The following is a 23,419-nucleotide window of genomic DNA, read 5'->3' on the forward strand; positions in this document are numbered from 1 at the left end:
TGAAGCCAAATATTCCAAACAGTCTAAGTCTGTTTTGAATGTGTCAAAAAAATCAATAATACTTTCTCCTTTGAATGATTCCATAACCTTTTTTGTTTTCCGAAATATAAGAAAATATCTTTACAGCTCTATACATTTTTAGCAATGGCTTTGGCAGTCATCGTTTTTCCACAACCTGTTTTGCCATAAAGTAACATTTTATTGGCTACAGGTAAATCATATTGTTCGAGTACTTTTCGAAATTGATACTCCTTTAAAAATTGATGGATTTGTTGTGAAACTGCTTCATTAAAGACAACATCTTCAAGGAGGACATTACTTCGGTCCGTAAAATATAATAAACTCAAAAGGATTGAATTAGAGGTTGTAGGTGCAAAAGTATAAAAAAAACAGCTATCGATTTGGATAGCTGTTTTCATTTTTCTCAATGGATTTATCAATTAAGACCCACACATTTCACACTCATCTGGTCCTGCATTTTTGGCCAATTCAATCATGGCTCTGTATTCTTCAGGAGTCATTTCTACCGTTTCAACTTCAACCGCTTCAAGGGGTCTTGCTTTAGGTTTACTTTCTGGTATTGCCTCTTCTTTTTTATCATTATTCAAAGTGAACTTAATCGCATCTACTGCTGCTTTGGTTCTCAAATAATACATTCCGGTTTTCAATCCTGATTGCCAAGCATAGAAATGCATAGAAGTTAATTTTGAATAATTAGCATCTTGCATAAACAAGTTCAGAGATTGCGATTGATCAATAAAATACCCTCTTTGACGAGACATGTCAATAATATCTTTCATAGACATTTCCCAAACTGTTTTGTACAGATCTTTTAAATCTTGAGGAATGGCGTCAATATTTTGTACAGAACCATTATTTCTCATGATTTCTTGTTTCAACGTTTCATTCCATAAACCACGTTCTACCAAGTCATGCAATAAATGTTTGTTTACTACAATAAACTCACCAGAAAGTACACGTCTTGTATAAATATTAGAAGTGTATGGTTCAAATGCTTCGTTGTTTCCTAAAATTTGAGAAGTAGAAGCTGTTGGCATTGGCGCTACCAGCAAAGAGTTACGCACGCCATTAGCCATTACTTCTTTTCGTAAAGCAGACCAGTCCCATCTTCCTGATAACTCTTCGTCTTTTAATCCCCAAAGATTGTGTTGGAATTCTCCTTGAGAAATTGGAGAACCCTTGAAAGTAGAGTAAGCACCTTCTTCTTTAGCCATTTCCATAGAGGCAGTAACCGCTGCAAAATAAAGGGTTTCAAAAATTTCTTGATTCAATTTCTTTGCTTCGTCGCTTGTAAAAGGCATTCTAAGTAAGATAAAAGCATCGGCTAATCCTTGCACTCCCAATCCTACCGGACGGTGACGAATATTAGAATTTTCGGCTTCTTTTACTGGGTAGTAATTTCTATCAATTACTTTATTTAAATTACGAGTTACTCTCTTAGTTACTTTGAACAATAATTCATGGTCAAACTTTCCGTTTTCAATGAACATTGGTAAAGAAATAGAAGCTAGGTTACATACTGCAATTTCATCTTTTGACGTGTACTCCATAATTTCGGTACACAAGTTTGAAGAGCGAATCGTTCCTAAATTCTTTTGATTCGATTTACGATTAGCCGCGTCTTTATATAACATATAAGGGGTTCCTGTCTCAATTTGAGATTCTAGAATTTTCTCCCACAATTCTCTAGCTTTGATCGTCTTTCTTCCTTTACCTTTGCTTTCATAATCAGTATAAAGGGCTTCAAATTCTTCGCCATATACATCATACAATCCTGGACATTCGTTAGGACACATTAAGGTCCAATGTGCATCTTCTTGCACACGTTTCATGAATAAATCCGAAGTCCACATCGCATAGAATAAGTCTCTTGCACGCATTTCTTCTTTTCCAGTATTTTTTTTCAAATCCAAAAATTCAAAAATATCGGCATGCCAAGTTTCTACATAAACCGCAAAACTTCCTTTACGTTTTCCTCCTCCTTGATCTACATAGCGTGCGGTATCGTTGAATACACGTAACATAGGAACAATCCCGTTTGAGGTACCATTAGTACCGCGAATATAAGAACCTGTAGCTCTCACATTATGAATAGAAAGTCCAATTCCTCCAGCAGATTGTGAAATTTTAGCCGTTTGTTTCAACGTATCGTAAATTCCATCAATACTATCGTCTTGCATCGCCAAAAGGAAACAAGAAGACATTTGAGGTTTTGGTGTTCCTGCATTAAATAAAGTTGGCGTTGCGTGCGTAAAGAATTTTTTAGACATTAAGTCGTAGGTTTCAATAACCGATTCTAAATCGTCTAAATGAATACCCACAGAAACACGCATCAACATGTGTTGCGGACGTTCGACTATCTTTCCATTGATTTTCAATAAATAAGAACGCTCTAATGTTTTAAAACCAAAATAATCATAATTAAAATCACGGTTATAAATGATATGAGAATTCAAGAATTCAGCATTTTCCATGATTACTTTATGTACTTCATCAGAAAGTAAAGGCGCTTTTTGACCATTTCTAGGATTTACATAATGATACATTTCGTTCATGGTTTCTGAGAACGACTTGTTGGTATTTTTATGCAAATTAGAAATAGCAATACGAGCGGCCAATTGTGCATAATCTGGATGCGCAATGGTCATTGAAGCAGCAGTTTCGGCCGCTAAATTATCCAATTCAGAAGTAGAAACGCCGTCATACAAGCCTTCGATTACACGCATGGCTACTTTTACAGCATCTACTAAATCATTCAAACCATAGCATAGTTTTTTAATTCTATCTGTGATTTTGTCGAACATTACTGGCTCTTTGTGGCCATCTCTTTTTACTACGTACATAATTTTTGGTTTTAAAAAACAGCAAATCCCTTTGCTATTTTAGGGTATTTGTAATCATTGAATTGGGAAACTAATCCCTAAAATGTTTTGTTTAATTTGAAGCAAATAATACCTTATCACCATAAAAATTCACGCCCAATATAATGGGCAAAATTTAATAGGCAATAAAAAGAACTAATTACTTCTAATTACTAAACGATACTACTTAACTTTTTAAAAATCAGCGTCGAATGAAATCTTCTGCGCGTCACTGTCTGTGTTCATTACGCCCGCTTTCTGATATTCTGCTACTTTTTTCTCAAAGAAATTGGTTTTTCCTTGTAACGAAATCATATCCATGAAATCAAAAGGATTTGTGGTATTGTATTCTCTTTCGCAACCTAACTCAACCAACAAACGGTCGGTTACGAATTCTAAATATTGTGTCATTAATCCTGCATTCATTCCAATCAAACTAACCGGAAGTGATTCAGTGATAAACTCTCTTTCAATATTTAAAGCGTCAACTAAAATTTCTCTTATACGCTCTTTTGGAACTTTATTAATCAGATGATGATTATGCAAGTGTACTGCAAAATCACAATGAACACCTTCATCACGAGAAATCAACTCATTAGAAAATGTCAATCCTGGCATTAAGCCGCGTTTTTTTAACCAAAAAATAGAACAAAAACTTCCTGAAAAGAAAATTCCTTCAACAGCGGCAAAAGCAATCAATCGCTCTGCAAATGAATCAGATTCAATCCATTTTAACGCCCAATCAGCTTTTTTCTTGATGGCAGGAAATACTTCAATAGCGGTAAATAATTCGTTTTTCTCTGCTTCATCTTTTACATAAGTATCAATCAACAAAGAATAAGTTTCGCTATGAATGTTTTCCATCATAATTTGAAAACCATAGAAAAATTTAGCTTCTGCATATTGCACTTCGTTTACAAAGTTTTCGGCTAAATTTTCATTTACAATGCCATCAGAAGCGGCAAAAAAAGCTAAAATATGTTTGATGAAATACTTTTCATCTCCACTTAGCTTATTATTCCAGTCGTTTAAGTCTTGAGATAAGTCAATTTCTTCAGCCGTCCAAAAACTGGCTTCCATTTTCTTATACCATTCCCAAATATCATGATGCTTGATTGGAAAAATCACGAAACGATTTTTATTTTCTTGTAAAATTGGTTCTAATTGTGACATTTTTATTGTTTCTTTTTTTTTGATTTTTTAAGAGAAATTTAATCCATCTGGGGATTACAAAGATTGTGAAATATTGCGTGTATTAAAAGTCAAACTTATTCACAATCGACTCTAGTTTTTAACAAAGGGCTATTTTCGAAATACTGAAATTTAATTTTACAAATATTTGATTTTTAGTACGTTATGCTTTACAAAAAACAAACAAAGCACGTTAGAATATAGGATTTTAAAACTCCTATGCAAGCAAAAAAAGATATTTTTTGGATTTATTTTTTTAGATCATTTGCTACTTTTTCGAGCTCCATATACCAGTCTTCTCCAAACCTTCTAATGAGTGCTTCCTTAACAAATTTGTACACTGGAACTTCTAATTCTTTTCCAAGTGAGCAAGCATCGTCGCAAATATCCCATTTGTCGTAATTAACCGCAGCAAAATCACTAAAATCTTTTACTCTTATAGGATACAAATGACAAGATACTGGTTTTTTCCAGTCGATTATGCCTTGGTTGTAAGCTTGTTCGATACCGCAAAGCGCTGTTGCACCATCAAAAATAACATACGCACAATCTTTATTGTCGATTAATGGCGTTTCTAAATCCCCATCTGTTCCTTTTAGCCAAGTCCCTTGCGATTCTATAGCCTCTATACCTTGTTTGCGCAAAAAAGGTTTTACTTTAGGATAAATCGTTTCTAGAATTTTAGTTTCTTCAACGCTCAAAGGCGCTCCTGCATCGCCATCAACACAACAAGCACCTTTGCATGCAGATAAATTACAAACAAATTCTTTTTCGAGTATATCTTCTGATACGATGGTTTTTCCTAATTGAAACATGAGGGTGCGCTTATTTTTATTTTTGAGGCAAAGTTAATGAAACTCACGGAGTCTACTGTTTTTTAATCCTTCTTTAACTATTAAACTACTTTAATCCGCAAAAACAGCTTTGATAAAACGATTATCAATAACTACCAAATCGTAAGTAAAACAAAGAGAGGAGCATGTTTTTTTGACGAAAATTATTAAAAAAACACTATTTATTGTATCAAACTACTAAAAATCTATGCAATGTTTTACCTTTGTCCCCAAAAAAAGTATGTTAGAATTCAATTTAAGAGAAATCGCTACTGTAGGAATGGTACTATTTGCCGTGATTGATATTGTCGGTTCTATTCCAATCATCATTAATCTTAGAGCCAAACACGGACATATTGAATCCGAAAAAGCCTCCTTTGTTGCTGGCTTAATCATGATTGTGTTTCTTTTTATAGGAGAAGAATTTTTAAGTTTGATTGGAATTGATGTTCATTCTTTTGCTGTTGCAGGTTCGTTTGTGCTTTTCTTTTTGGCACTCGAAATGATTCTCGGCATTCACTTGTACCGAGACGAAGAAGCAAATTCTGCCTCCATAGTACCTATTGCTTTCCCTTTAATTGCAGGGGCAGGAACCATGACCACATTGTTATCCCTTCGCTCTCAATTTCATACCATCAACATTATTATCGGCATCATTCTAAATATTGTATTGGTTTATTTTGTTTTGAAATCTTCTGGTAAAATCGAAAAAATGTTAGGCAAAAATGGGCTTGGAGTCGTTCGTAAAACTTTTGGCGTTGTCCTTTTGGCTATAGCTGTTAAATTATTTGCAGCTAATGTTAAAGGTTTGTTTGCCTAATATAAAATTTTATAAATTTACTCCCTCGAATACTTTTAATCACCCCATGTTGACCACGAAATATTGGAGGGTTAAATCATAATTTAATAAATCCCATGAAGATCTTTACTACTGTTTTAATTTTTTTAGCTGTTGCTTTAATCGTTTTTAATATTACCTTATTGGACTTTTCAGAGCCTTTCAAAGGTAATAGCGGAGTAGCACTTATTGGTGTTGGAGCCTCTTTTTGTGCTATTTTAATTCTTCTGATTTTTAGAATTTCTAAAAAAATTGAAGAAAAAATGAACGACAGCATCTAAATGTTTGATGTTTTAATTATCGGCGGAGGCGTTTCGGGCGTGTCCTGTGCTTTAGTTTTAGGTTCTGCCAAGAGCAAATCTTTTGTTTCAAACAAAAAAATTGGAATTATTACCCATCAAAAAACCTCTTCGCTACAAGAAGCCTTATTCAATAATGCCTACGGAATTCCTGCTGGAACATTAGGTAGTGATTTGTTAAAACACAGCCTCTCACAATTAGGCACTTCCTATCCTCACATCATTCAAATTCCCGAAGAAAAAGTATTTAAAATTGAAGGTGACTACCCTATTTTTAAAGTTATTACAAACAAGAACACCTATACTACCCGAAACCTTGTTGTAGGTATTGGATCAGCTAACACATTTGCCATCGAAGGCTTGATGCAGTTTGTAGAACCTCATAAAAAAGCCTTACCAGAGAAGCAACGTATACAATTACGAAATATAGATCACAAAGTCTCAGAGGGTGTTTATGTTGTTGGAACACTTGCTGGCTGGAGAAGTCAACTAGCCATTGCGGCCGGAAGTGGTGCAGCTGTTGCAACAGACATTCTTACTTTATGGAATAATGGCGTGCAAACGCATGCTCATGATAGCATTCGTTAATTTCATTTTTTAGTCAAGACTTTTTTGACCATTTCATCTTGTTTCAAGACAATTTGATAAAAATAATCTTCGCCGTATAATTGTCTGGCAAATTCCGCTTTGATGTATTGATTTACCGCTATTTTACTTTTTTCTAATGGAAGTAACAAACCATTTCTTTTAAGGTAATCTTGAAAGAGGTCAAAATACTTCTCAGCATTGTATTGCATTTGAAATTCTTGGAAAGTTAATCCCTTAAACGCTTTTCGATCTTGGTCCAAGACTTCAAAAACAAAATGTCCAACCACTCCAGATTGTTCTAATATTGCTGCATTTTCTTCTTCCTTTTCGGTACTTATTGGCACAAAAACATCAGGAACGATTCCGCCACCGCCATAGACTAATTTGCCTTTTTTGGTTTTAAATTTCAACGTATCAGCAACTTTAATGCTGTCTTTGTGAAACAATTCGCCATTCAAATAACGGTGTTCCGATTCTTTAAAATAATCGGCATTGCCTTTAGCATAAGGCTTTTGTATAGAACGCCCTGAAGGAGTATAATATCTAGCCACGGTCAAACGTACGGCTGAACCGTCTTTAAAATCCATTTCGCGTTGTACTAATCCTTTACCAAAAGAACGACGTCCTACTATGGTTCCTCTATCGTTGTCTTGTATTGCTCCAGCCAGAATTTCGCTTGCGGAAGCACTATTTTCGTTGATTAAAACAAACAATCTGCCCGATTCGAAATTCCCTTTTTCGGTAGCGAAGGTTTTTTCTATCGTTCCGCTTTTACTTTTCGTAAAAACAATCAAGTCGTTATCTTTCAAAAAATGATCGGCTATCTCTATGGCTTCTTCCATATACCCTCCGCCATTATCACGCAAATCCAAGACTAGCGTTTGTGCGCCTTGCTTTTTCAATTTTGTCAATCCTGAATTAAATTCGGCAAAAGTAGTTTCGGCAAAACGGTTAATTTTGATGTAACCTACCGTAGGATTCAACATCAAAGCCACGTCGACACTTTTTAGCGGAATTATAGCTCTTTTTATTTTGATTTTGAGCTTTTGGTGTGTGGTTTTTCTGTAAACCGTCACTTCAATATCAGAGCCAACTGTTCCTTTTAGCTTTGCAAAAAGACTATCACTAGGTAAATGGCGTCCGAATAATTTGGTTTTTCCTGCGTATAATAATCGGTCACCGGCTTGTATTCCTGCTTTTGCCGAAGGGCCATTCGCAACAGGTTTTATAACCGCAACGGTATCTTTGTACATGTAAAAATTGATTCCGATCCCTACAAAATCGCCTTTCATACTCTCGGCAACCTGTGTTTGTACGCTTGGCGGAATATAAACAGAATGAGGATCTAACTTGGCCAAAATATTATCTACGGTCATATTCACAATAGAATCCGTATTGACATCGTCTACATACTCATTATTGATGAAATCAATCAAAGAATTCAACTTTGATTTAGAAGAATTTGAAGCTACTAAACCCGGATTTCTCGAAACATTTAGGTATCCGCCAATAGCCACGCCAAGTGCTAAAGTAGCACTCAACAGTATGGGCAAATATTTGTTTTCGAATTTCATTTAGTCTTCTAAAACAGGAATATGAATGACTTCTACGCCTGCTTTGATTAAAAATTGTATTCCAGAATCATCACGATATCCGTTTTGGTACACGACCCTTTTAATTCCTGATTGATGAATCAACTTACTGCATTCTTTGCAGGGAGAAAGTGTGATGTACAAGCTAGCTCCTTCACAAGATTGTGTGGATCGAGCGACTTTGAGAATGGCGTTCGCTTCTGCATGTAATACATCCCAACGCGTTAATCCTTCGTCGTCTTCGCAACAATTATCAAATCCTGAAGGCGTTCCATTGTAACCATCGGAGATAATCATTCGGTCTTTTACAATGATGGCTCCTACTTGTTTGCGTTTGCAATACGACAACAAGCTCCATTCTTTGGCAATTCGCAAGTAGGCTTTGTCGTATTTATTTAATTTAATTTCGTTCATTTTTATCGTAACCAAAATTCACTTTCAACAATCATTGGAAGCACTACACCGATGACAAAAGAAGACATAACCAAAGTCCAATCTCTTTTTGAAAATCTAAAAACTGTTTGTACAATATAAGACAGTACCAAAACTACAAAAACTACTGCAATCTGCGCCGCTTCAATTCCTAAAGCGAATTCGCAAAGGGGTAATAATTTAGAGTTGGCTGTTCCGCCTAATATGGTTTTGAAATAGTTAGAAAATCCTAAACCGTGAATGATCCCAAAGAACAAAGTGATAAAAAACACCAGATTAATACTCTCTTTTTTACTGGACTTTCCAGCAGTAAACAAATTAAACAAAGCCGTTATCAAAATCGTAATGGGAATCAGCAATTCGACCACGTTTACTTTTATAGCTATAATACCATAAACCGAAAGAAACAAGGCCATCGTATGACCAACTGTAAACAAAGTAACCAATAACAAGATGCGTTTCCAATCGTTAAACGAATACGGAACTGCTAAGGCGATTAAAAATAAAACATGATCATAAGCATGAATATCTAAAACGTGGCGTAAACCGATTTGAAAATAAATCCAAAATTCTGACATAAGAAAATAACTATTTTTTTGATTAAGGGTTTGTAAACTTACGATAATTTTTGAAAAGGAAGAGCGTGAAAATTGTAATACATCGATAAAAAAACAAATAAAAAAATGGATTATTTCTAGAACACTTTCCTACTTTTTTGAATAAATTCGTATCTTTATTTCAAACACAAAAAAACAACTATTATGTCAATTTCAGATTTATTTGATAACGAATTCAAACAACGAAACAAAGGTCATTTTTCAGCTATTGTTCGTGTCGCTTTAGCAGATGGAAATACTACACCAGAAGAGCAAGCTTTTTTGGATAAACTGGCTTCTCGTTTGGAAATATCTACCGAGGAATACCACGAAATTTTGAAAAACCCCTTAAACTACGATATTAATCCGCCTTATTTGTATACGGAGCGTTTAGAAAGATTGTATGACTTGGGTCGTATGGTTCACGTAGATCATCATTTGGGTGATGCACAAGAACATTTATTGGTACGTTTCGGTTTGGCGCTAGGCTTTACCCCAGGAAATGTGGGTTACATTGTCAACAAAGCTTTAAATTTACTTGATAAGAAAGTAGACTTAGACACCTTTGTTTTTGAAATGAAGAATATGAATAAGTAGTCTTTAGTGATTAGTGACTTGTATGTCCTTAATAATTATTTCTTAGTGACATAGCAAAAAATTATTTTAAAACAGAAAACCGGTGACTCTTACAGCTACCGGTTTTTTTATGATTACAACAAAGAAGCGAATTGTTTTTCTTTTAAGCCCTGATCGCAGCGGCATCCTTTTGGGGCGGGGTTCGCCCCAAAAGATATAGCGGAGAGCAGGAACCCGTGTTTACTGAAAATGCCCGATGTTTCGCTCCTATTTATTTTTTGCTTTTGCCATAAATTCTTCGGCTTTTACGACCATATTGTAGCTACCACAAAAGAAGGGTACGCGTTGATGCAACTCGGTTGGCTGGATTTCCATGATGCGACCAAAACCATCTGAGGCTTTGGCACCAGCTTGTTCAGCAAGGAAAGCCATAGGATTGCATTCGTACAACAAACGCAATTTCCCGTTGGGTGCTTTGGAACTGGTTGGGTACAAATAAATTCCGCCTTTGATCATGTTTCGGTGAAAATCGGATACCAAACTTCCGATGTAGCGCGAGGTATAAGGACGATCGCCTTCTTCGAGCTGGCAATACTTGATGTAATCTTTGACTCCTTGTGGGAAATGCACATAATTCCCTTCGTTGATGGAGTAGATTTTTCCATCAGGAGCGTATTTCATGTTGGGATGCGACAAGTAAAAAGTCCCAATAGCAGGATTCAAAGTAAAGCCATTCACACCGTGCCCTGTAGTGTACACCAACATGGTGGAGGTGCCGTAAATTACGTAACCCGCAGCCACTTGGTTGACGCCTGGTTGCAAGAAATCCTCTAAAGTCACTGGTGTACCGATTGGCGTAACACGGCGATAGACAGAGAAAATTGTCCCTACTGACACGTTTACATCAATATTAGAAGAACCATCCAAAGGATCCATTAATACGACATACTTGTTGTTATGACTACTATCCGAGCCTTCGACGGTGATGAAATCGTCGTTTTCTTCGGAGGCGATGCCGCAGACAATCTCTCTGTTGATTAAGGTTTGAATAAAAACTTCATTGGCATAGACGTCTAATTTTTGTTGGTCTTCGCCTTGAATGTTTTGCTCGCCTGCTGCTCCAACAATATCGACTAAACCGGCTTTGTTTACCTTATAATTTACTACTTTGGCCGCCAAACGAATGGAGTTGATGATTCGGGATAATTCGCCCGAGGAATACTGAAATTGGTTTTGTTTTTCGATGATAAATTCACCTAAGGTTTTGTTGCGTTCTTCCATTACGAAATCGTTGTAGTTAATTTGAAGTCACAAATATCGTTTTTTTTGTGAAAATGAATTGATAATTATTTAGATAGTTTAGCACTATTGTATCTTTGCAATAAAATTGACGAAAAAATTGTATTTTTATCTGTTTTTTTGGTCATTTTTAGAATCTAAATATCAAATATTATGATAATTCGAAAAGGTACTTCAGTAGATATGAAGGGTGTTTTGGCACTTATTAAAGAACTTGCCGCTTTTGAAAAAGAACCTGAAGCTGTTGTGATTACCGAGGAGGATTTGATTCGAGATGGTTTTGGCGAAAATCCTTTATTTTCAGTCTTTGTAGCCGAGAAAGAGCAAGAGATTGTTGGGATTGCTTTGTATTATTTTCGCTATTCTACTTGGAAAGGGAAAACCATTCATCTTGAAGATTTGGTCGTCAAAGAAAGTATGCGTGGGACTGGTCTTGGCTCTGCGTTGTACTCGGCCATCATTGCGCAAGGTAAAACTGAAGGGGTAAGAAGAATCGAATGGAATGTCTTGGATTGGAACACGCCTGCTATCGCTTTCTATGAGAATTCGGGAGCCAAAATTTTGAAGGACTGGAACGTGGTACAAATGGATCAAAATGGAATTGATGCATTTTTAGAAAAAAGTAAATAACATTAAAGCAACTCTTTCTGCTCAAATGAACAAAAGCAAAAGATTGTTTTACAATTATAAGTTGATACAATGAAAGTATTTAAATTTGGAGGCGCATCGGTAAAAGATGCCGAGGGTATAAAAAACGTACACCACGTATTAAAAACAGTAGGGTACGACGAAGTATTATTGGTCGTTTCGGCCATGGGCAAAACTACCAATGCTTTGGAAGAAGTTATCAAGAACTATTTTGATAAATCTCCCGAGTTAAATTCTTCGGTACAAGAAGTAAAAAAGTACCATAACCAAATCGTTTTGGATTTGTTCGAAGACAAAAATCATCCGGTTTTTAGTGCGGTCAATTTACTTTTTGCCGAATTAGAATATTTCTTGGCGCACAACAAATCGCCGAATTACAACTTTGTCTACGACCAAGTGGTGAGCTTTGGGGAATTGATTTCGACCACTATTTTGAGTTATTTCATGAATCATATGGAAATCGAAACCCAATGGGTAGATGTACGTAATTTGGTAAAAACCAACTCCAACTATCGCGATGCCGAAGTAGATTGGGAGCAAACCAAGAATAATATCAGCAAAACCATCAAAACGAAAACCTTACACATTACCCAAGGTTTTTTGGGATCGGATGAGAATAACTTTACGACTACTTTAGGAAGAGAAGGCTCGGATTATACTGCGGCTATTTTTGCCTATTGCTTGAATGCTGAAAGCGTAACGATTTGGAAAGACGTTCCTGGCGTGATGAATGCCGACCCAAGGTATTTTGAAAATGCAAGTTTGTTGAACCAAATTTCGTACCGTGAAGCGATTGAATTGGCTTTTTACGGCGCTACGGTAATTCACCCCAAAACCTTACAACCTTTGCAGAAAAAGGAGATTCCTTTGTATGTAAAATCCTTTATAAATCCTTTATTGAAAGGAACTTCAGTTTCAAAAGGAGCCGATTTAGAACCTCAATTGCCTTGCTTTATTGTAAAACGCAACCAGTTGATGATTTCGCTTTCGTCTATTGATTTTTCTTTCATTATGGAGGAAAACATTAGTGAAATCTTTGCCTTGTTCCATAAATACAAAATCAAAGTGAACTTGATTCAAAACTCGGCGATTAGTTTCTCCGTTTGTGTAGAGGACAAGTTTGAAAATTTCAAGGAGCTGAATAGTATTTTATCTAAGAAATTCAAAGTAGAGTTTAACGAAGAGGTCACGTTGTACACCATTCGTCATTTTAACGATCAAGCGGCTAAACTAGTCGAAGAAAATAAGCTAGTCCTGCTCAAACAAGTCAGTCGTGAAACGATGCAAATCATCACCAAAGAGACTTTATAAAAACGAAAAAGACCATTTTGAAATTATTTTAAAATGGTCTTTTTTTTTTATTGAAAAACAGCAGTTGATGGATTACAAATAACGTTGTAATAACTTTTCAATATCTGGACTTGAAGGTCTAGGCGCGTCTTTGTGAAGTATTGTCCCATCTTTGCCAAACAAAACATAACGAGGTATCGAATAAACTTTAATCTCTTTCATTAATAGGTTTTCTTCTGATTTTGTGAGCAAAAAACTATTGTCTTTATTTAAGATGTTAGGATATTTTAGCATTGCTTTTTCGCAAGCTGCTGCACTTTGGTCGATGGATACAAAAACAAAAGCTACATTAGGAAACTTATCCATCAAAGCTTTTTCAGCAGGGAACTCTTCTCTACACGGCTTGCACCAAGAAGCCCAAAAATCGACCAAAACCAATTGCCCTTTGTGCTTATCAATTTTACTTTGCAACACAAATGGCGTGTCCTTAGGTTGTAAATCTAAATTGATAGCATCAAGATATTCTTGGTCTTTACAATGCTTTCGAAATAAATCAATAGATGGCTGTTCTACTTTAGTTATCGATTTTGGGTCATTTAAAGAAAAATCCAAATTCTTAAACAAGAAATAATCTTTGACTTTTTGACTTTGAAAAGTGGTTACTACGAATGTTAACTCCTCAAATAACGTAGCTTTTTGAGTTGATTTAGGTAAAGTTTTGTCAATGTACCTGCCTACTAATGATCGATATTCATCCACAACAAAAAGGGAATCTGCTCCCTTAAAACTCTCTTCTATTGCAGAAATAGTTGCCGGAGCAACAGTTGCTTTTTCAAGTTCATTCGTTTTAATCAAAGACCAATACATCATTTTAAAATACGAATAAAATTCTTTAGAAACTTTTCCTGATTTAAAATTACTTTCTAAGAATTCTTGTTCTTTTTGATACGTTGGGTCAAAATTTTTCAACATCTTATTTATAGAACGAACTCTTTTTAGTTGATTATAATTAGAGAAACTTTCTGCTACCCCATACTTTTCAAAACTTTCATTCACATATTGCGATTCGGTTGCTCTGTACTTGTTGGTTTTACAAGAATATTCTATTAGTCCTTTTTCATTGAAATCAAACTCAATCACTTCATTAGGCAAGGCAAAAATGGGTGTTGCTTTTTTGAAATGCGTACATTTAATAACTGCTGGCTGATTGAGCTTAAACACCAATTCTCGTTCACCAGGACTAAAACCTCTGGGACCAATCAAAAATTTTTCGGAGTAACCAACAAAAGAAATACCATCGTCATTATCGCCAATGAATTTTAAAACGATGTTTTGAGAAAAACAAAGGGAAGTAAGAAACAACAAGACAAATGTGGTTTTAAATGCACTCATAAAAAGCAATTAAAGGTTATTAAAAACTGGCATACATATTGAAAAAAAAAAAAAACATTAGTTAAGGCAACTTTAAAAAATACAAAATGGCAAACATTCGTTATCGAGAGTAATGTATTAGAAAAAAAGTCAAATTAGTCATACAATGTAGCAGTATTCCCCATACAAAACCTTGTTTCAATCTCAAATTTGTACCAAAATATCCCATAATCATTTGTGGAAGAACAAAGAATGGATAGATCAATAGTAAAGAAAAATATATCTTTTCTAAGTTATCAATATGCATCAAACCAAATGCTATTATTGAAACTATCGTTAGGCTTCTTTGTAAACGAATTGAAAACTTGATGTTGTCAATTACAAAAAAATACAGCACTACAACAACCGAAAGTGAAATTCCAACCTTTACCCAAGTAGAAAGTAAAAACAAGGCTTCACTAGTAACCCGAATTCCTAATACCAACAGCAACATAAAAAATACACTCAGACAAATTTCCTTTTTCTTGAAATTCAAAAAAAGACGAAATGTAATTTCTTCCAAAATTGGACCAATTACAACAACATACCAAAAAGAAAAAGTAGCGATCCTGACTCCTGACTTTTGTACAGAATCTATTATGGACGGAAAACCCAAAATAGTTGTAACAAAATAGTCTAATGGTTGGAGCAACAATAAAACAATTAGTAGGATTGCTAAATACATATACCAATAAGACAACAAAAGGTTTTTGATTTTTGCCTTCCAATCGTAAGACTGGTGAATTTCTTGAGATGAGCTAAAAACAGTAAATAAATTGAAAAACATAAAATGGTTTTGAGTATAGAATTACAGATTGATATTGTTGGATTACTACTTTCAATCCTTAGCAAATATATTATTAATTCCCGCAAAACCAAAATCTACCCAATCACTATTCACTAAGGACTAACTACTAATCACTAAGAACTAAGGACTAATTACTAACTACTAATCACTAAGGACTAATCACTAAGGACTAAGGACTATTCACTAAGGACTATTCACTAATTACTAACTCCTATTCACTATTAAATACTACTTTTGAACATTGGACGTTATCGTAACTATGTGGAATAAAATTGTGTTTCTTGGAGTCTTCTTTTGGCTTTCTGGCGTTTACGCGCAAGAAAATCAATCGTCCTATCGCACTAAAAAAATCCGTGTGACTACCGATACCATTTGGTTAGAAAAAACGAGCATCAATCCGAGTTTTTTTAAAATTACGACAGACAAAAAAGAAACGCTTCCCGCCACAAACTACAGCGTTAATTTTGAGAAAGGCTATTTGTTGTTACAATCTCTTTCGACACTTACCGCCGAAGAACTATCGGTTCAGTACCTAAAGTATCCCGATTTTTTAACCAAAACCTACCAAGTGTACTCGGATAGTCTAGTGGTCAACAACGAGGCGCTGAAGGGTACTTTGTATCAAATGGCTGATACAAATCCCAAAAAAGCAACGCCTTTTGATGGGCTCAATACCTCTGGAAGCATCACGCGTGGGGTCACGGTGGGCAATAATCAAAACGCGGTACTCAACTCGAATTTGGACCTACAAATCAGCGGTAAACTCTCCGAAAAAGTCAGTATTAGCGCCTCGATTCAAGACAGTAATATTCCGTTACAAGACGGCGGCTATTCGCAAAGACTGGATCAGTTTGATAATATTTTTATGGAATTGTATAGCAAGGATTGGAGAGTTCGAGGAGGCGATTTGTTTTTAGAAAATCGAACGGCTCAGTTTATGAATTTCAACAAAAAGGTACAAGGTCTTAGTACGCAATTCGATTGGGGCAACACCGAGAAACATACCAAAATCGAAACTGCGGTTGGTTTGGTCAGAGGGCAATATGCCAGAAGTGCATTTACTGGTCAAGAAGGCAATCAAGGGCCTTATAAACTCAAAGGTAACAATGAGGAAGCGTACGTATTGATTGTTTCAGGTTCCGAGCGCGTGTATGTGAATGGCAATTTGCTAAAACGAGGCGAAAACAACGATTATGTGATGGATTACAACGCAGGAGAGTTGGTCTTTACGCCTTTATTCACCATCACTTCCGAAATGCGAATTGTAGTCGAATACCAATTTACAGATCAAAATTACACTCGAATTGTTGGGTATGCGGGTGGAATGCACGAAAACAAAAACTGGCGATTTGGTAGTTATTTGTATTCCGAAAGTGACTTGAAAAACCAACCCGTGCAACAAAGTTTGTCCAAAGAACAAGTCGCCATTTTACAAAATGCAGGCAACGACCCGAGCAAAATGAATGCGCCTTCGGCCTATGAGGATTCGTATTCTGAAAACAAAATTTTGTACGAGAAAAAAAGTGCCAATGGCATCGAATACTTTGAAATTTCCACCAATAGCCAAGCTGTTTTGTACAATGTTCGGTTTAGCAAAATAGGACCAAATCAAGGAAATTATGTCTTAAAAAACTCTGGAGCCATTGGCCGAATTTACGAATACCTAGCACCACTCAACGGTATTTTGCAAGGAGAATATGAGCCTACGATTCCGCTCATTGCTCCCAAAAAAATACAGATTGCCACCTTTTTAGGAAGATACAATCCAAATGAAAAAAGCAGTACTGATTTTGAAATTGGCGTAAGCAACAACGACCAAAATTTGTTCTCGAGTCTTGATGACAATCAAAACAAAGGATTAGCCGCAAAACTCAACACCAAACAACGCTTGTTTACCGGAAAATGGAATTTGGATTTCATAGGCAATTACCAATACATAGCCGAAAGTTTCAAAACCGTAGAACGCTTGTTCAACATCGAATTCAATCGAGATTGGAATTTGGGCACCACAACAGCTGGTAACCAAAGCTTCTGGACCGCAGGAATACAAAGCGAATGGAACCCAAACTACAAAGGAAAACTAAAAGGCAATGCCTCCTATCAACTAGAAAAATTAGATTTTACCGATTCTTTTTCTGGGCAAAAACACCGCATTATGGCACACTTACAGCTTCCGAATTGGCGTTTTCAAAACCAGACTAGTGTGCTCAAAAGTGATAATTTGTTAAGCACTTCTAATTTTATTCGCCAACAAACGCAAGTCCGTTTTCACAAAAAGAAAAATTGGGTGGGCGCTACCTTCCGATTAGAAGACAATCAAGAAAAGATTAAAAGTACACAAGCCTTTACTCGTATCAGTCAGCGTTTTTCAGAGATAGAAGGATTTGTGGGTCGCGGGGACAGCACCAAAGTCTTCGTGGCTTTGGGCTATTTACAAAGAGCCAACGACAGTATTCAAAATGGCTTGTTACAACGCGTCAATCATTCCCAAACCTTTAGCTTAAAATCGAAAGTATTCCAAACCGCCAAAAGCGATTTGTCTGTTTTTGCCAATTATCGTGTCTTAGAATACACCAATAATTTGATCAAAAAAGAGCCTTCACTCAATTCGCGAGTGGTCTACAACGACCGTTTTTGGAACCAATTAGTACAAAGCACCACCGCGTATGAAACCAATTCGGGTTCGATCGCCCAACAAGAATTTACCTTTCTAGAAGTCAATGCGGGTCAAGGTGTATATACTTGGAACGATTATAACGGCAATGGTATTCAAGAATTGCAAGAATTCGAAATCGCTCCCTATCCCGATTTGGCCAAATACATTCGCGTGTTTTTGCCCAACCAGATCTTTGTCAAAACCCATCAAAATAAGTTTTCGCAATCCCTCATCATTAATCCAAACCAATGGCAAAACGAAAAAGGAGTCAAAAAAATAGCTTCCTATTTTTACAACCAAACCTCGTTTATTATGGATCGGAAAATTAAAAACGAAGGCGGTAACTTTGATTTGAATCCGTTTGGAAAGCCACAGGACAATGTCTTGGGACTCAACTCCGTTTTCAGGAACAGTCTGTTTTTCAATCGAGGCAAACAAAAAAACTCGATCACTTATACTTTTTTACTAAACAAATCCAAAAGTTTATTGTCCAATGGTTCGCAAGAAGCCAGCAATGCCTCCCATCAATTGCAATACCAACATTTGTTTCAAAAAAGTTGGCTGTTGAACTTCTTTACCAAAACATTGGCCACTGCCGTTGTTTCCGAAAATTATGTTGAGAAAAATTTTGACATCAAAGGCTATCAAATAGCTCCCAAAATCAGCTATTTGTTTTCTAAAAACGCCAGTTGGGAATTGTTTTATGAATTGCAACACAAAGAAAATCAACTCGCTAAAGCCGAAACCTTGCAACAAAACCGTTTAGGAACCGCCTTTAGTTATGCTCGTAACGCCAAATTCACACTCAACGGCGAACTCTCTATTTATCAAAATAAATTCGATGGCAACGCCCAATCAGCCGTGGGTTTCCAAATGCTCGAAGGCCTACAAACCGGACAAAACTTCACTTGGCGTGTGTTATTGCAAAAAAATATCACTCAGTTTCTCGACATTAATTTCAACTACCAAGGCCGAAAAAGCGAAACCAGCGCAGCCATCCACACCGGCAATGTGCAGTTAAGAGCTTATTTTTAATCAAAATTGAAATAGTATTATTAAAACCGTTAGGTGAAATTCAAAATATAATAAAAAATTAACCACATAGAAACATAGATTTACTTTCAATAATTTAAGAACCTATAGAAATAGCTATATTTTTCACATAGATTGACTATGTGAATAGTAAAACGTCTATTGAGTTCTTTTTAAAAACTAAAAAATTCTATGTTTCTATGTGGTTAAAAATAATTGCAGTCTACGGTTATTATTTAGCAAAAATTAAATAGAAGGAGAGCCAACAAAAGGCTTTTTCAGCCATCAGGGATTCCTGCTATCCACTATATCTCTTGTCTTGTTGTAAGGGCAAGACAAGAGGATGCCGTTCCTATCAGGACTAAAAGGAAAATTGAGGCATTCTTGCTAACAGTAACATTAACATTTTTAGAACTTTATATCTAATTTCCAAAAATAATTAGTAGTTTTAGTATTCCATTAATTTAAAAACCTAAAAACTATGAAAAGAATACTGATTTTATGTTTCTTATTTATCGCGTCCAACACCATTTTCGCACAAGAAACAGCCACGAAAAAGAAAACCACAAAAGCTAAAACAGAAGTTTCCGCTGCCGAAAAAGAAGCCAAACAAAAAGCAGCCAACGAAAAAAGAAAAACAACTATAGCAGCGAAAAAAGAAGCCGAAGCCCAAGCTGCTGAAGCCAAAGCAGCCAAACAACAAGCGGCTAACGAGAAAAGAAAAGCAACCATAGCTGCCAAAAAAGCCGCTGCAGAAAAAGAAACTGCTGAAAAAGAAGCTAAAAAAGCCACAACTGCAGCTAAAGCAGAAAAAAGCAAAGCAGAAAAAACCGTAACTGAAAAAGCTACCAAAGCCAAAAAAACAGCCGAGGTTAAACTCAAAGAAACCACCGAAAAAGCGCCAAAAACACCAGACAAAGTAACGGGTGAATACAATGGAAAAAAAGTATACACAGGCCCAAGAGGCGGAAAATATTACATCAATAAAAACGGAAACAAAACCTATATCGAAAATTAATTTCGGCGTAAAACATAGTGTTTCAAAGGCTTTCTTTAACTAGAAAGCCTTTTTTTATGCAAACAGTTATTAAATTAAACTTTTGGTAATGTTGCCTAAACTTAAAAAAATAAGAATATTGCTACCTTGCCTCTGTATTAATATTTAATTTTGCACACTAAATGACCTTGGATTCTACCTCAAAAACAATACTCATCGCGCCCTTAAATTGGGGATTAGGCCACGCGACCCGCTGTATTCCAATTATAAAAGCCTTGCAAGAAAACAATTTTACGCCCATCATCGCCTCGGATGGCGTGGCGCTCGAATTGTTAAAAAAAGAATTCCCTTACATTCAAACCTTACAACTCCCCTCCTACCAAATAGAATATGCCAAAAATGGCAAAAATTTTAAATGGAAACTCCTGAAAAGCTTGCCAAAAATGTTGGAAGCCATAAAAGATGAAAAGAAATTGGTCAAAAAATGGATCAAAAAATACGAAATCGAAGGCATTATCTCAGACAACCGTTTAGGCGTTTATAGTCCCAAAGTTCCTTCAATTTTTATGACCCATCAATTGAATGTAATGACCGGGAATACGACCTGGTTTACCAGCAAATTACATCAAATCATTATCAAAAAATACACCCAGTGTTGGGTACCAGATGTTGAAGGAACTCCCAACCTTACCGGCAAACTAGGCCATCTAAATGGAAAACATTTTCCTGTACATTACATTGGTCCTTTGAGCCGATTGCACAAAAAAGAAAGTCAAAAAGTCTATGACTTGATGGTAATTCTTTCTGGGCCAGAACCACAAAGGGGAATGCTTGAAAAAAAGTTAACCGAAGAAGTAAAGCGCTTTCAAGGTAAAGTCGTTTTTATAAAAGGAATCATCGAAAAGACACAAGTTAAAGAAACCGTCAGTGCGGTAACCTTTTACAATTTTATGAATACACGCCAGTTAGAACAAACCTTTAACGAAAGTGAATATGTTCTTTGTCGATCAGGCTATACCACGATTATGGATTTGGTCAAACTAGGCAAAAAAGCCTTTTTTATCCCCACTCCAGGACAATACGAACAAGAATATTTGGCGATCAAGCTAGATCAAGAACGTATCGTTCCTTATGCTTCTCAAGATACTTTCAAAATAGAAATGCTGTCCAAAATAGCGGATTACAAAGGACTTTCGGAGATGAATACCCGCATAGATTGGGAACAACTTTTGTCTGTTTTTCAAACAAACAAAAACAAAAAAGACCTATCAGAACATTTAATTTGCAAGAGCAACTTATAGGTTCTTATAGGCCTTATGTGGTTCAAAAAAACAGTTAAAAAAAGCTACTCTAGTCCAGGTAGATCAAATTTTTCGTGTTTGATAATCTTAGCGTGAACCATAAAATAAACCGATTCGGCTACATTGGTACAATGCTCAGAAATGCGTTCTAAATGCTTCACCACCATTACTAAATTCGTCCCAGAAACCACCACTTTCGAATTGGATTTCATTTCACTTATGATTTGATGAACGGTGTCGTCAATTTTGAATTTAATGGCTTTGTTCAGCACAAAAATTTCACCAATTACACTTTCATCTTTGATAGCAAAACAAGCGTTGGTTTTTGCAACAATTTGAACGATTTCCCGAGTCAGTTCCTCGACTTCAAACTTGGCGATCAAATCGTGTTTGTCCTTAATACTCTTGGTTTTTTTGATAATACTTATCGACAAATCGCCAATACGCTCAATCTCATTACTAATTTGCATCGCCGACATGATGAATCGCAAATCAGAAGCTACAGGCTGGTGTAACGCAAAAATGTTTTGACAAATCTCCTCGATTTTTACATCCAATTTATCAATTTTATGCTCCGTTTTTTTGACTTCTTTGCCTTCGATTGGTTCGGACAAAATAGCTTTTACTGCTTCCCCAACTTGTGTTTCCGCCAAAACACCAATCTTGGTGATGATGTCTCTCAATTTTGTTAATTCTATTTCAAAATGTGTCATCCTCTATTTTTTTTAGTTTAAAAAGATTAATCGATGAAACGGTTAAACAACTAACCGACTAAACAATGCAACAATTATCCAAATCTACCCGTAATATAATCTTCCGTTTGTTTTTTCTCTGGTTTGGTAAAAATATCTTTGGTTTTTCCCATTTCGATTAACTCTCCCATATAAAAAAAAGCCGTATGATCACTCGTTCTTGCGGCTTGCTGCATATTGTGGGTCACTATAATTATGGTGTATAGTTCTTTCAATTCGTGTACCAATTCCTCAATTTTAGAAGTAGAAATAGGATCAAGCGCACTCGCTGGCTCATCCATCAAAATAATATCTGGACTCACCGCCAAAGTTCTAGCAATACACAATCGCTGTTGTTGCCCGCCAGAAAGTCCCATGGCCGACTCCGCTAAACGATCTTTTAATTCCTCCCAAATGGCAGCTTTTCGCAAGGAAACCTCCACAATTTCATCCAACTCTGCCTTGTTTTTAATGCCGTTAATTTTAGGACCATACGCCACATTTTCATAAACAGACTTCGGAAAAGGATTTGATTTTTGAAAAACCATTCCAATTTTCTTCCTGATATTGACCACATCTACATCCTTATCATAAATATCGACCCCTTCTACGAGCATTTGTCCCGAAATTTTTACCCCAGGAATCAAGTCATTCATCCTATTAATACACCTCAAAAAAGTCGATTTTCCACAACCCGAAGGCCCTATCAAAGCGGTAACTTTGTTGGCAGGAATTTGCAAAGAAATTTCATCCAAGGCTTTCTTCTCCCCATAATACAACGACAAGTCATTGACCTGTATTTTTATATCTTTCATAATAATTTCTACTTCAAATTTTTAAAATAAGGCATTCAAAATATAAGTTGGGCGTGACCCCATTTGCAAAAGGCTTCCTTCAGCAACCCGTTAGTTTGCGCCTTTCGCAACTGCGGTCGGGCTATACGCAGTACTTCGGTACTTTGCTCCTATCCCTCACGCAAAAGATCATTATGTTAAGGAATAATCATGAATTTAATGCTTCTACCCTGAATTGTTTGGGTTTTACTATTTTAACAGTGTTATTCCAACACAAGCAACTTCTATTTTTGAACCATTTAAGGCATTTAAGGTCATATAAGTTTACTAAACATACCGCTCTTATTATTTATACAACTCATCCCAACTTCAACGAATTAATAGACTTACATTTATAAAATGGTACATTTTCTCAATTCTTATATGACCTTACATGCCTTATATGTTTTTTTTTGCTCGGGTGTTTACCCACACAGTTGAGGGTAGAACCAATTTAATTGCTGAATTTTGATTAACGATTTTTGATTGCTGATGTATAAGATACTGAAAATCATTTAATTTTTTACTCACTTGCTCCAAAATCTAAAATCAAGAATCGTTAATCTTCAATCTAAAATCTCTTATAT

At 35.9% G+C, this 23,419-nt stretch carries 21 protein-coding genes; 10 read left to right on the forward strand and 11 right to left on the reverse strand.

Annotated elements, in window-relative coordinates:
* Window positions 1–128 precede the first annotated feature (128 nt).
* From O9307_RS06355 to O9307_RS06370, 4 genes are all read right to left on the reverse strand, one after another.
* The gene (locus O9307_RS06355) at window positions 129–419 is read right to left on the reverse strand and encodes an AAA family ATPase (RefSeq protein WP_298296544.1); all 291 of its coding nucleotides are present in this window, start codon (window positions 417–419) and stop codon (window positions 129–131) included.
* Between the two features lie 21 nt (window positions 420–440).
* Entirely contained in the window at window positions 441–2,864 is a 2,424-nt protein-coding gene (locus tag O9307_RS06360; RefSeq protein WP_298296547.1) for a ribonucleoside-diphosphate reductase subunit alpha, read from the reverse strand.
* 213 nt (window positions 2,865–3,077) lie between these two features.
* Window positions 3,078–4,055 (reverse strand): ribonucleotide-diphosphate reductase subunit beta, encoded by a 978-nt coding sequence (locus O9307_RS06365; RefSeq protein ID WP_298296549.1) that lies wholly within the window; start codon window positions 4,053–4,055, stop codon window positions 3,078–3,080.
* Between the two features lie 266 nt (window positions 4,056–4,321).
* Window positions 4,322–4,888 (reverse strand): DUF3109 family protein, encoded by a 567-nt coding sequence (locus tag O9307_RS06370; RefSeq protein WP_298296552.1) that lies wholly within the window; start codon window positions 4,886–4,888, stop codon window positions 4,322–4,324.
* A gap of 259 nt (window positions 4,889–5,147) precedes the next feature.
* On the opposite strand from O9307_RS06370, the gene O9307_RS06375 reads away from it, so the two are divergent.
* The 3 genes from O9307_RS06375 (at window position 5,148) to O9307_RS06385 (ending at window position 6,631) form a co-directional block, all read left to right on the forward strand.
* Entirely contained in the window at window positions 5,148–5,726 is a 579-nt protein-coding gene (locus O9307_RS06375; RefSeq protein WP_298296555.1) for a MarC family protein, read from the forward strand.
* A 95-nt stretch (window positions 5,727–5,821) separates the two neighbouring features.
* Window positions 5,822–6,025, forward strand: coding sequence for a hypothetical protein (locus O9307_RS06380; RefSeq protein WP_298296557.1), 204 nt, complete (start codon window positions 5,822–5,824; stop codon window positions 6,023–6,025).
* Window positions 6,026–6,631: an FAD-dependent oxidoreductase gene (locus O9307_RS06385; protein WP_298296560.1), complete on the forward strand. Its 606-nt coding sequence runs from the start codon at window positions 6,026–6,028 to the stop codon at window positions 6,629–6,631.
* A gap of 2 nt (window positions 6,632–6,633) precedes the next feature.
* Here O9307_RS06385 and O9307_RS06390 read toward each other — a convergent pair whose 3' ends face one another.
* The 3 genes from O9307_RS06390 to O9307_RS06400 are packed head-to-tail and all read right to left on the reverse strand — an operon-like array spanning window position 6,634 to window position 9,233.
* Window positions 6,634–8,205, reverse strand: coding sequence for a S41 family peptidase (locus tag O9307_RS06390; protein WP_298296563.1), 1,572 nt, complete (start codon window positions 8,203–8,205; stop codon window positions 6,634–6,636).
* Complete coding sequence (locus O9307_RS06395; protein WP_298296565.1) at window positions 8,206–8,637, reverse strand: dCMP deaminase family protein; 432 nt, start codon at window positions 8,635–8,637, stop codon at window positions 8,206–8,208.
* Between the two features lie 2 nt (window positions 8,638–8,639).
* Entirely contained in the window at window positions 8,640–9,233 is a 594-nt protein-coding gene (locus O9307_RS06400) for a HupE/UreJ family protein (RefSeq protein ID WP_298296568.1), read from the reverse strand.
* A gap of 183 nt (window positions 9,234–9,416) precedes the next feature.
* Between O9307_RS06400 and O9307_RS06405 the strand changes: the two genes are divergently transcribed.
* Complete coding sequence (locus O9307_RS06405; protein WP_298296570.1) at window positions 9,417–9,848, forward strand: TerB family tellurite resistance protein; 432 nt, start codon at window positions 9,417–9,419, stop codon at window positions 9,846–9,848.
* Between the two features lie 246 nt (window positions 9,849–10,094).
* Here O9307_RS06405 and fbp read toward each other — a convergent pair whose 3' ends face one another.
* Complete coding sequence (gene fbp, locus O9307_RS06410) at window positions 10,095–11,108, reverse strand: class 1 fructose-bisphosphatase (RefSeq protein WP_298296573.1); 1,014 nt, start codon at window positions 11,106–11,108, stop codon at window positions 10,095–10,097.
* 171 nt (window positions 11,109–11,279) lie between these two features.
* Here fbp and O9307_RS06415 point away from each other — a divergent pair, with 171 nt between their 5' ends.
* Window positions 11,280–11,756, forward strand: a complete 477-nt coding sequence (locus tag O9307_RS06415) for a GNAT family N-acetyltransferase (RefSeq protein ID WP_298296576.1) — start codon at window positions 11,280–11,282, stop codon at window positions 11,754–11,756.
* A 69-nt stretch (window positions 11,757–11,825) separates the two neighbouring features.
* Window positions 11,826–13,085, forward strand: coding sequence for an aspartate kinase (locus O9307_RS06420; RefSeq protein ID WP_298296579.1), 1,260 nt, complete (start codon window positions 11,826–11,828; stop codon window positions 13,083–13,085).
* A gap of 72 nt (window positions 13,086–13,157) precedes the next feature.
* Here the strand turns inward: O9307_RS06420 and O9307_RS06425 are convergent, their stop codons facing one another.
* Entirely contained in the window at window positions 13,158–14,456 is a 1,299-nt protein-coding gene (locus tag O9307_RS06425) for a TlpA disulfide reductase family protein (protein ID WP_298296582.1), read from the reverse strand.
* Window positions 14,457–14,803: 347 nt separating this feature from the next.
* On the opposite strand from O9307_RS06425, the gene O9307_RS06430 reads away from it, so the two are divergent.
* From O9307_RS06430 to O9307_RS06445, 4 genes are all read left to right on the forward strand, one after another.
* Window positions 14,804–15,109, forward strand: a complete 306-nt coding sequence (locus O9307_RS06430) for a hypothetical protein (RefSeq protein ID WP_298296585.1) — start codon at window positions 14,804–14,806, stop codon at window positions 15,107–15,109.
* Window positions 15,110–15,541: 432 nt separating this feature from the next.
* Complete coding sequence (locus O9307_RS06435; protein ID WP_298296588.1) at window positions 15,542–18,973, forward strand: hypothetical protein; 3,432 nt, start codon at window positions 15,542–15,544, stop codon at window positions 18,971–18,973.
* 478 nt (window positions 18,974–19,451) lie between these two features.
* Window positions 19,452–19,988 (forward strand): hypothetical protein, encoded by a 537-nt coding sequence (locus O9307_RS06440; RefSeq protein ID WP_298296591.1) that lies wholly within the window; start codon window positions 19,452–19,454, stop codon window positions 19,986–19,988.
* 161 nt (window positions 19,989–20,149) lie between these two features.
* Window positions 20,150–21,268 carry a glycosyltransferase gene (locus O9307_RS06445; protein WP_298296594.1) on the forward strand — a complete coding sequence of 373 codons (1,119 nt, stop codon included), beginning with the start codon at window positions 20,150–20,152 and terminating at the stop codon, window positions 21,266–21,268.
* Window positions 21,269–21,312: 44 nt separating this feature from the next.
* On the opposite strand, the gene phoU is transcribed toward O9307_RS06445, so the two are convergent.
* Together phoU and pstB are read right to left on the reverse strand one after the other, a co-directional pair.
* On the reverse strand, window positions 21,313–21,981 hold the full coding sequence (phoU, locus tag O9307_RS06450; protein ID WP_298296597.1) for a phosphate signaling complex protein PhoU: 669 nt from the start codon (window positions 21,979–21,981) through the stop codon (window positions 21,313–21,315).
* Between the two features lie 74 nt (window positions 21,982–22,055).
* Window positions 22,056–22,814 (reverse strand): phosphate ABC transporter ATP-binding protein PstB, encoded by a 759-nt coding sequence (gene pstB, locus O9307_RS06455; protein WP_298296599.1) that lies wholly within the window; start codon window positions 22,812–22,814, stop codon window positions 22,056–22,058.
* Window positions 22,815–23,419: the final 605 nt, after the last annotated feature.

This window comes from Flavobacterium sp., assembly GCF_027531905.1.
In the GTDB taxonomy this organism is placed as follows: domain Bacteria; phylum Bacteroidota; class Bacteroidia; order Flavobacteriales; family Flavobacteriaceae; genus Flavobacterium.